Annotated in this window: 5 protein-coding genes; 4 read left to right on the top strand and 1 reads right to left on the bottom strand. The window is 42.4% G+C overall.

From position 1 onward, the window contains the following. The first annotated feature begins 37 nt into the window (after window positions 1-37). The 4 genes from BS617_RS15145 to BS617_RS15130 all read left to right on the top strand — a co-directional run bounded on the left by BS617_RS15145 (window position 38) and on the right by BS617_RS15130 (window position 9,451). Window positions 38-4,621, top strand: coding sequence for an EAL domain-containing protein (locus tag BS617_RS15145; RefSeq protein WP_075173817.1), 4,584 nt, complete (start codon window positions 38-40; stop codon window positions 4,619-4,621). Window positions 4,622-4,708: 87 nt separating this feature from the next. After that, window positions 4,709-7,279, top strand: coding sequence for a CHASE domain-containing protein (locus tag BS617_RS15140; RefSeq protein ID WP_075173816.1), 2,571 nt, complete (start codon window positions 4,709-4,711; stop codon window positions 7,277-7,279). Window positions 7,280-7,296: 17 nt separating this feature from the next. Next, window positions 7,297-7,719 (top strand): response regulator, encoded by a 423-nt coding sequence (locus tag BS617_RS15135; RefSeq protein ID WP_139303217.1) that lies wholly within the window; start codon window positions 7,297-7,299, stop codon window positions 7,717-7,719. 28 nt (window positions 7,720-7,747) lie between these two features. Further along, window positions 7,748-9,451, top strand: coding sequence for a putative bifunctional diguanylate cyclase/phosphodiesterase (locus BS617_RS15130; RefSeq protein ID WP_075173815.1), 1,704 nt, complete (start codon window positions 7,748-7,750; stop codon window positions 9,449-9,451). A gap of 87 nt (window positions 9,452-9,538) precedes the next feature. Here BS617_RS15130 and BS617_RS15125 read toward each other — a convergent pair whose 3' ends face one another. After that, window positions 9,539-11,488, bottom strand: a complete 1,950-nt coding sequence (locus BS617_RS15125) for a HAMP domain-containing methyl-accepting chemotaxis protein (protein WP_083610127.1) — start codon at window positions 11,486-11,488, stop codon at window positions 9,539-9,541. Between the last annotated feature and the right edge of the window lie 59 nt (window positions 11,489-11,547).

Raw genomic sequence — 11,547 nt, 5'->3', positions numbered from 1 at the left:
AGCTATAGCTATTAGGTTACGTAACGGAGTACTACGAATGGCTACCGGGATAAATGGGTCAAAAGATGAAGAAATTACCTTAGTCGGGATTGGGGCAAGCGCTGGTGGTTTAGAAGCACTAACACGGTTTATCCGAGGCCTGCCGCATGGTTTAAAAATGGGCTTTTTAATTGCTCAACATCTCAGCCCTGCCCATAAAACAATGCTGGTAGAGTTACTCACCCGGGAGACAGAGCTTACCGTAACCGACGCGGTCCATGGACTCGCGATACAAGCAGATACCATCTACGTAACGCCTCCAAACAGAAATATCGAAATTAACGCTAATTTTGAGATTATCTTAACAGATCGAGATCTAACCACGTTTGGCCCTAAGCCTTCAATAAATCACCTATTTAGCTCAATCGCCGAGTTTAAAAAAGAACATGCCATTGGAATTATTTTATCCGGCACAGGTACCGATGGGGCACAAGGCATAAGAGCGATTAACGCGGCAGGAGGCATTACTATGGTGCAAGATCCTGCAGATGCTAAGTATGACGGAATGCCCAAAGCCGCTATTGATAGCTGTAATGTAGATATGGTTTTAAAACCCTTAGAAATTGGTAAAGAGCTCCTTGCTTTACAAAATATGCCACGCGACAAGGTTTTGCTCCGTTACTCAGCAAACAGCCAACCAAGTGAGCTAGACAGGATTTTTGAATTACTTTACCAACACCGGCGCGTTGACTTTTCCTCCTACAAAAGAAATACAATAAATCGTCGAATTGAACGCCGAATATTAGCGACTAAGTCTGCTACCCTCACCGAATACTTAGCGCTACTCGAAAACAATGCCGAAGAAGTGTCTGCTTTATATAAGGACATCCTTATTGGAGTCACCCGCTTTTTTCGCGACACAGAATCGTTCACCGGCTTGAGAAGAGCTTTCGCAAACTATTTAGACCGCAACCCAGACTTAAAAGAAGTGCGGATTTGGATTCCTGGCTGCTCAACCGGAGAGGAAACTTACTCTATACTCATTTTATTAAAAGAACTATTAGATGAGCGCGAACAGTGGATTAATATTCAAATTTTCGCGACCGATATTGATGACGATGCGCTATCAAAAGCGCGTCGAGGAATTTACAGCAGTATTTCTTTAGAAGGCGTTCATAAAACGATTCTAAATAAATACTTTAAGTTTTCTGACAATCAGTTTGAAGCACGTAAAGTTCTACGAGAAAGCATTGTTTTTTCATTTCATAACTTATTATCTGATCCCCCATTTCGCAATTCAGATTTAGTCATTTGTCGTAATTTACTCATTTATTTTACTAACGAAGCTCAAGAATATGTTTTTCCGGTTTTGCATTATGCGTTAAAACCAGGAGGGTTATTGTTCCTAGGTAATTCGGAGAACATTCCAGCCGGTATAGAGCTATTTTCAACTATCGACAAATCAAGCAAAATTTTCAAAAAAGTCACCATAGACAAATCAGCTTATGCGCTCACTAATCTAAAACCGACCAAGAATAGCCCTTCAAAACCTAAGCTGGAAAACGCTAACAAAAAAACCGCGTTGAGTTATCTGCAAGATATCATCATTAGCGAAGCCACTAAGCTATTAATCCCGCATGTGGTTGTAACCAATGAAAATATGGATGTCATTTTCAAAAAAGGTGATATTGACTTTTTAACGCTTCCGGATGGCTACGTCTCCTATAACTTATATAAAATGACATCCCCGAGCATCGCTGTCGAGGTTCGTAAAACCGTTCACCAAGCTCTTAAAACGGAACAAGTTAGTAGCAGCCGATATTTTTCATTTACAGGCTCTACAAATGAATCTCGCTTTATAAAAGCTCACGTTGTACCTTATTTACAACACTCTCAGCCTATGTTTGTTATCTACTTTCAACAAGTCAACCTAAGCGAGCTTCCCTATATTGACGTAGAAAAACTAGACTCCACCGCAACGCCGGACAACTTACTCCAGCTGGAACTCACCCATACACGAGAGCATCTACAAACACTGGTCGAAGAACTAGAAACAAGCAATGAAGAGTTACAATCACTTAATGAAGAACTTCAAAGCTCTAATGAAGAACTCCAATCGACTAACGAAGAGATGGAAACGAGTAATGAAGAACTACAAGCCACAAACGAAGAACTTCAGGCTGCCTATGCTGAACTTAAAGACATGTTCGATAATAAAGCAAAGATGGAGCAGCAATTAAATCATTTGAATCAGCGTTACGAGTCCCTGCTGGATAACGTTAATGATGCCATCGTACTCACTGACATTGACGGTAATATATTAAAAACCAATGCCAGTATGGTAGCGATCGCTCAACTCCCGCAAAGCACGCTGCTCAAACAAAACTGGCACGATATCATCTGCAAACTCCCACCAGATAAAAATGAGAGCCACTTAGACCAGCTACTGACCAATAAAAAATATGGCCCTTACCAAGCAGTTATTCATGTAAATAACGAGAAGAAAATTCTCAAGATCACCGATTATCTCTCTACGGGCCAAGAAAGTGATATGAAGATATGGAGCTTTGCTCAAGATGTCACCGAATCTTACAAAGTACTCGCCGAGCTGAAACTAAGTAACCAAAAATATCAAACAACGTTTGAGCAGGCTAACATAGGTATTGCTCACGTAGGCTTGCAGGGTGAATGGCTAAGCGTTAACAGTAAATTATGCGAAATGCTGGGGTATTCACTCGACGAGTTTATGACTCTTACCTTTCAAGAGATTACTCACACGGAAGATTTAGAAGCCGATTTAGAATTACTAAACCAGCTGCTAGCCGGCGATATCACCCACTACTCAATGGAAAAACGTTACTTAAAAAAAGACGGACACATTATATGGATTCATTTATCAGTTGCCCTAGTCAGAGATGATGAAAACAAACCGCTATTCTTTATTTCCGTTATCCAAAATATTGACCAATCAAAGCGCTATATTAGCGAGCTTGAACAAGCGAAAGTGGTGCTAGATAGCACACAAGAAGCTATTTTAATCACCGACCTCGATCTAAATATCATTAAATTAAACAGCGCGTTTGAAATAATGACAGGCTACAAAAAGGATGACGTAATAGGAAAAGGGATTAGTTTGCTGTTTTCCAAAGATATTAATGAGCGCCTCCTTGAAGAAATCTCAAATAAGCTACCAACTCGAGGTCAATGGTCTGGGGAAGTGGTTAGCAAACATCAATGTGATGAGCTGTTCCCTGTTTATATGAATATCAACGCCGTCAAAAACAGCCGTGATGAAGTGATGCGTTATGTTGTCACAATGACCGACATTACTGCGCTTAAAAATAGCCAAGAAGAAATCACTTATCTAGCAAATCATGATGTTCTCACTTCCCTACCTAACCGCTCTTTATTAACCGATCGCTTAAATCATGCGATTGCCAATTCAAAACGCAATGGCCAGATTCTTGCCATTTTATTTATTGATTTGGATCGTTTTAAAATCATCAATGATAGCTCCGGTCACCAAGTTGGAGACAATGTACTTAAAGTTATTGCTAAGCGTTTAACCAATGCCTTACGCAAACAAGATACCATCGCACGAATTGGTGGAGACGAGTTTGTCGCACTATTGGAAGGTATCGATAGCCCATTAAGCGCAGGCAAAATTGCCCAAGGCCTCATCCAACAATTATCGCAACCTGTAGAGGTAGGCTCGCAGAGCTTTAAGTTAGGCGGCAGTGTTGGTATTAGTATTTACCCTAACGACGGCATGACCAGCGATGACTTGCTGCGTCAAGCTGACATCGCGATGTACGACGCGAAAGAAAAAGGCGGGAGTAGATTTTGCTTTAGCTCACAAGATATTTCGAGCTCAGCATTAGAGCGCGCCACACTTGAAAATTCAATTCGCAAGGCACTTAAAGACAACGAGTTTGAAGTCTTCTACCAACCCATTATCGACCTACAAACGGGAGAGGTTGACTCTTTAGAGGCACTCATTCGCTGGAATCAGCCTGAAATGGGACAAATAATGCCCAGCAAGTTTATTCCGATAGCCGAGCAGTCCGATTTAATTATCTCTATTTCAGAATACGTTATACACACAGTAATCAAAGACTTATTAGAAATAGGTGATCGATACAAAGGTACGGTGTCGATCAATTTATCTGCAAAAGATTTTGAAAACGAAGGGTTTTATCGTTGGTTTGCAGGCATTGTGAACAACTATAACTTTCCAGTAGAACGCTTAAAATTTGAGCTAACTGAAGGCTTGATCGTCCCTGAAAACGATGACTTCCAGTACAAATATAAGCGCTTTGACCGCCTTGGCGTTAAGCTAGTTATCGATGATTTTGGCACGGGTTATTCGAACTTGCTCTACCTTCGCAAGATGCCTTTCAACTCCTTAAAAGTCGATAAAGGCTTTATTGCTGACATAGGTAGCAGCAAATCATCTGAAGAAATCATAAAAGCCTCTATTGCCATGGCGAAAGCACTAAACCTGCTAGTGGTGGCCGAAGGTATAGAAACAGAGGAGCAATATATATTCCTCAAAGAGAACGGTTGCGACTACGGGCAAGGTTACCTTTTGGCCATACCCCTTCCAATCGAAGCCTGTTTAGAAAAGATGAATAAGAATTAACTAATAATGTGTAAATCTAATTTCTATACTATTGTTTATATAAATGCGCGTTTGAATACTACTTTATAACAATGGATTTAGTGGCTAATGATGGACAAACATGAATTAAATCAGCCTGCCCCCCCAACATTAGCCAATATCACTGATAAGTTTCATTGGTATCATTGGTTAGTACTACTTGCTTCTTTTTTACTAACATTAGCCGCTTGGTTTGTTAGTTCCGAACAAAGCCACCAAAAAATGGAGCAGCAATACAAGTTCCAAGCTTCGCACTTAATCGAATTGGTCGAGGAGCGCATGAATCGCTATGAAGATACACTGTGGGGGAGCGTTGCAGCGTTAAAGTTTTCTGATGGAGAAATCAACGCCAAACAATGGAAATCCTACAGCGAGCAATTATCCCTCGCCTCTAAATACCCAGGTATTAACGGCATAGGCGTCATCTATTATGTAAAACCTGAGGGCCTGAGTTCATTCATAACTCGACAGCAAAGAGACCAAACAGACTTCCGGGTGCACCCGCCGCACAACAAGCAAGAATTTTGGCCCATCACCTTTATTGAACCACTTGAGTCAAATCGCAAGGCGCTTGGTTTGGATATGGCCCACGAAACCAACCGTTTAACCGCAGCTAAAAAAGCAAGGGACAGCGGCTTAGCTCAAATCACCGCTCCAATTGTTCTTGTACAAGATTCTCAAAAAACACCCGGTTTTTTATTCTATGCTCCCTTCTATAAAACCGAGAACATACCCGACACGTTAGATAAACGCCGTGCCAATTTTATTGGCAACGTCTATGCACCCTTCATTATGAAAAATCTAATGGACGGTACACTTGAAAATGAGAACAGGCTACTCAACTTTTCTATACGTGATGGAAACTACTTACTTTACGATGAGCTGTCGGCTGACTCCACAGACTTTGATCCAGACCCTATTTTTTCAGAGCAACACAAGATCAACCTGTATGGCCGAACGTGGGATTTTAAAATACAAACGTCGCTCCTTTTTCGTTCGCAACACAACAATAATCAGCCTATTATTATTTTACTAGCCGGTATTGCCATAGAGATAATGCTGTTCTCTTTATTTCTTATTTTAGTTAATGCCAATCATCGTGCTGTATCCTATGCAAAAACAGTCTCTAAAGACCTTATTCAAAAGCAAGAAGAGTTAACTGGCGCTTATACCCGCATGAGTAGAGCATTTGACACAATGCTCGATGGCTTAGTTATTGTATCCAACACAGGCATTATTTTAGAGGTCAACAATGCCACTCTTATGCTATTCCACTACCACAGAGATGAGCTAGTTGGACAAAACATACATTGTTTATTACCGACCTCTTCAAACGATGAATCTGAAAACGCAAATCCACTGCTGACAGTCGGTGAACAACGGATTATGGGTAAAAGGAAGAATAATTCTCAGCTGCCCATCCACATACAAATCAGTGAAGACCTGGAAAATAACCAACCTATTTTTATAGGTATTATTCATGACCTCACAGACAAGCATCAAGACGAACAACGATTAGCCGAACAGGAAGCATTGCTAACAACAGCGATACACTCCTCGTTATCCGGCTTTGCCCTATGTGATGTCGCATGCAATTTCACGGAAATCAACGCAGGTTTAGCTGAATGGCTTGGCTACAGTACGGAAGAACTAATAGGTCAACCTGTCAGCACCATTATTGCAGACCACGAAAAAGTACAAACCCAACACGGCCTTGATATGCTAATCAAAGGCGACATTGAATCTATACGTCGAGAGAAACAATACAAAAGAGTCGATGGCTCACTGGTATGGGGGCTTTTATCGTCATCATCTATACGTAACTCGGCAGGCCAAGTAACCTCTATATTTGCTCAGATTCTTGATATTGATCGAGCGAAGCGGTTATCTCTGCAACTAGAAACACGTAATGCAGAACTGGTCAGGAGTAACGCAGAGCTTGACCAATTTGCTTATGTCGCCTCTCATGACTTGAAAGCGCCACTCAATGCCATTAATAAGCTGGCCGGCTGGATAGAAGAAGACTGTGAAGGTCTTTTACCCGAAAGTGCTCAGCAGCACTTTGAGTTGCTCAAAAACCGTAGCAAGCGCATGGGGAAACTCCTTGACGACCTCCTACTCTTTTCGCGCGTGGGCCGTGTAAACTATCAAGTAGAAAGTGTTGGTTTACGCCCATTGGTACTCGACATCGTTGGGCTGATGGATATACCAAGCACCTTTAACGTGACGGTGGCTGATATAACGCTCAACGTCGCCAAAACGCCTTTTGAACAGGTCATACGAAACCTGATAGGCAATGCAGTTAAACACCACCCCAATGATGCAGGTAACATTGCCGTCTTGGCGGAAAAAACAGTCAATGGTTTTACCTTAAAAGTAGCTGATGATGGTACGGGAATCCCACCTAACCTTCATGATAAAGCATTGGAAATGTTTCAAACCCTTCGACCTCGCGACGAGGTCGAAGGAAGTGGATTAGGCTTAGCTTTGTGTAATAAGATAGTGGAATATAATGGTGGATCTCTACATATTGAGTCTACAAATCCAGAATTCCTCGATAAACCTAATCAGCTGTCGGCCGATAACCTAGGGACGACAATAGTCATCTTTTTACCTATTAAGCAAAATATGACTGATTAGATGACACGGAGTCATGTATGGACGACATGAAAAAAGAAGCAACGCTCTTTCTTATTGAAGATGATGATGTAGACGCCCAAACCGTAGAGCGCGCATTCAAAAAACTACGCATTAGTAACCCAATCGTCAGAGCTCGAGATGGTGTAGAAGCGTTTGCTATGCTGGAGAGCGGCGAGGTCACTAAGCCGTTTGTCATATTACTCGATTTACAAATGCCAAGAATGAACGGCTTAGAGTTTTTGGAAGCCGTGCGTGCATCATCTCGCTTTAGGGACAGTGTCATTTTTATATTGACGACTTCTAAATCAGAAGAAGAAAGAACAAAAGCCTATCAAAATTTAATTGCAGGGTACTTCTTAAAAGATGAATCAGGTGAAGGCAGCATGGATGTTTCTGCTCTTCTTAACGGTTACTGGAAAATTTCTTTTTTACCGACGTAAGTAACGTTGTAAAGCAGAGGCAAGCTTAATGCGCGTTTTGATTGTAGATGATGATATTGTAGATAGAGAGAGCGTTAAGCGCTCACTGTTTAAATCATCATTTGACTGTACAATTTCTGAAGCCTTAAACGTAGACTCTGCCCTAGCTGCATGCGAGCAGAATACGTATGACATTATTTTGTTGGATTACCAATTGCCACAACGCAATGGTATCGAGTTGCTTCTAGAACTAAGACAAGCACCTAAGATACGTTACGAAACCATTGTAATGATGAGCAACTCCGAAGATGAAGCGGTCGCTCTACAATGCATTCAAGCAGGCGCTCAAGACTTCTTGCTTAAAAACGAAATCACCGCCACCAAGCTGCGCCGTACAATCATACAAGCCCAAAAGCGCTTTGAACTAGAGCGCGAACTAAAAGATAGTTTTGATCGTGTAAAGCGCCTAGCTGAAAGGGACGCTCTCACGAACCTTGCTAACCGCCATCTCTTCGATGAAACATTCAAAGTAGCCGTCTCAAATAATCATCGTAATCAAGCCTGTTTAGCCCTGATTTTATTTGACTTGGATAACTTTAAGTTAATTAATGATAGCTTTGGCCACGGCGCTGGCGACGGTTTACTGATAAAAGTGTGCAAACGCATCTCGGCGGTTTTGCGTGGAAGCGAGCTTTTTGCTCGCTTAGGTGGTGACGAGTTCATTATTTTACTCACCAACTTAAACTCGCCTTACGATGTAGCTCGAATCGCACAACGTATACAAGTTGCCATGCAAGCGCCGTTTGAGATAGATGGTAAAGAATTTAATGTATCTATTAGTATCGGTATTTCTATCGATAACGCTCAGACTAACCACTCCTCAGAAGAGTTATTAAAATACGCCGACATAGCGATGTACCGATCAAAGCAAAGCGGCCGAGGGCAAATCAGTTTTTTCGAAGAAGCCATGCAACATGAGACGCAACGCAGGCTCGCTCTTGAGAACGGTATCCCAAAAGCCTTAAAAGACAACGAGTTCTTCTTAGTCTATCAACCGGTTTTTTCAGTCGATGATTCCCAGCTATGTGGCTTTGAAGCACTCATTCGCTGGCAGTCTCCAGCGGGGCTAATTCCGCCAGATGAATTCATCCCTATTGCAGAGCAATCTTTCCAAATTGTTGAGATTGGTCGTTGGGTAGCCGAGCAAGCCATACAACAAATAAGCGCTTGGAATAAACTACGTTCAAAAAACAACCTACTCAGCATAGCGATTAATTTATCGCCTACGCAATTAAATGATCTGGAATTTCCAGCTATTGTTAAGCGCATTTGCAATGCCCATCAGTTGGCTCCCAGCCTAGTAGAGTTTGAATTAACGGAAACCGCTATCCTAGAAAGCAACTCCTCTACACTTGCCGTGCTAGACCAATTGGTTGAATTGGGTTGCACCCTCGCGTTGGATGACTTTGGTACTGGGTATTCGTCAATATCTCATTTAAACAGCATACCGCTGACGACGGTTAAATTAGATAAATCGTTAATGCCGTTAAATGAAAAAAGAAATAAAACCGATGCACTGGTAACGGGGTTAGTGCAAATGTTAAAAATTTTGGAGCTGGATATCGTCGCTGAAGGTGTTGAGACTGAACAACATAAGACATTATGCCAAAGCTTAAATGTGACCCGGCAGCAAGGTTATTATTTCGATCCGGGCTTAACAGCTCATGCCGTTACCGAGCGCTATCTTAAATAAGCTGAGCAAACGCCTCATCGTTACCTTTCTCATAAGCTACCCTCAGCCGTTCGGCACCGGAATAGCTGATTGCATATTTCGCTTTAGCTATAATGAAAATTTAGCCACCATACTTTGCAAACGTTGGGCAATTAAACGTATATCGTCGCTGGCAACCACCGTCTCATTCGTAAATTGAATCCCCTTTTCTGTGACGTCACTTACATTACTGACATTTCGGCTAACACTATCAGCCACTCGACTTTGCTCGGATACCGCTGAGGCTATCTGCGTATTCATCTCATTAATGGTTTGCACAGCAAGCGTAATTGCATCAAGAGCATCCCGTGCATTAGCGGCTTTATCAACGCTTTGCTCTGCTTGTTCCTTACCTTGCCGCATGGCTATCGCTGCGCTGTTTGTTCCTTTTTGTAAGCCTTCGATCAAGTTCTGAATTTGCTCGGTCGATTGTTGAGTTCTTTGTGCTAACACTCTGACTTCATCAGCTACAACAGCAAAACCACGCCCCTGCTCCCCTGCCCTTGCAGCCTCTATGGCCGCATTCAGTGCCAGTAGATTAGTTTGCTCTGCAATGCTACGAATAACATCCAAGATTCCGCCAATATTGACACTTTGCTTTTCTAAGTCGCTGATACGTTCCTGAGTTTGCGTAACACTCGAAGCGAGCGCTCTGATGCTCGCTTGTGTATCTTCTACAATATTACGCCCAGTAGTCGCATCATTATTAGCGGTTGCGGCTGCCTGAGCGGCTTGTTGTGCACTATCCGATACATCTCTTACCGATACCGCCATTTGCTCCATTGCTACCATCACTTGATCAGTTTCACTTTGCTGGCTAACCACACCCTGCTGAGACTGGTAAGTGGCATTTGCCATTCGTGTTGTGGCTTGACTCATTTCAGAGCTAGCGAGTGATATTTGGCTGATCATGGTTTTTAAACTATGTGCCGTATTTTGCAGGGCCGTTAGCAAGATACCGACTTCATCTTTACGCTGTCGTGTTTTCGGTATTGCCAAATTCCCGGCTGCAAGGTTATTCGCTATAGTGACAGCCGCTCCTATAGGCTTACTAATAGCTCTCGACATAGCGACGGCAAACACACTTCCTAAAATTAAAGCCGCTACAGTCACCCATAACATCACTCCGATTTTTTGTTCTACTTCAGCTTTTAGCCCAGCGCCTAACTGTGTTTGATCAGCTAAAACCGATTGTTTTATCCCCAAAAGGTGACCAATCATTTGCTGCTCGGCAGCTTCTAGCGCCGCGGTGTCTGACGCCAATGCTTCGGTCATTTGGAATAGGCTGTTTAAATGCTCAATATAAGCTTTGCTTTCAGATTGATAGTTACTGTATTTAACACGGATGTCGGCAGTTGATATATTGCTACCCAACTCTATAGCTAGTTCGTCTACATCATTTTCTATCGACATTAGCGCTCGATTATAGTCTCCAGACAAACCGCTGTTTAAATACTGGCTCGTATATAAACGGGTTGCCATTAGAGCCTGCTGAACTTGTGCCGCATCAAACATCACCATAGAGCTATTATCATCTCTAGCTCGCTCAATGATTTCACTCATACTAAGGCTCATTTCTTCTCCACGCACCAGTAACTTGGAAGAGACCAACTCATCACTTGCAGTAATACGATCAATTAAGCGCTGAACTACGTCTTGATAGGTTTGCATGGCAGCTAAAGCTTGCTGAATGAGGATTTGTCGGTCTGGGTTTTGGGTTATCTTCTGAGCATGGTCGAGTTGAGATGCCAGTTGTGCCGTTGTCTGAGTGTACTGATCCAGCTCGTGTTCGCTATGCGTTATAAGATACGCTTGAAAATCAGATCGCGCACGCAGCATCGTTACTTGAATATCACCGGCAAGCACAGTGATATTTGTCATACGGCTGTATGTCTCTACACCTTTCTCCGCTTTATTGAGCGAACCTATCCCAAAAAAAGAGGCTATGGCCATGAGAATCATAACAACACCAAAACCTAGCCCTATTTTCCAACCTAAGCGAAGATTGCCTAACATCATATGTACCACGGTAGAAGAAGTCAGAGTTCAATCTAGGACAAGATATTGATTTTTCAACG

Source organism: Neptunomonas phycophila (assembly GCF_001922575.1).
Classification (GTDB): domain Bacteria; phylum Pseudomonadota; class Gammaproteobacteria; order Pseudomonadales; family Balneatricaceae; genus Neptunomonas; species Neptunomonas phycophila.
The sequence above is the reverse complement of the archived record's forward strand: the minus strand, read 5'-3'. Positions and strand labels throughout refer to the sequence as shown.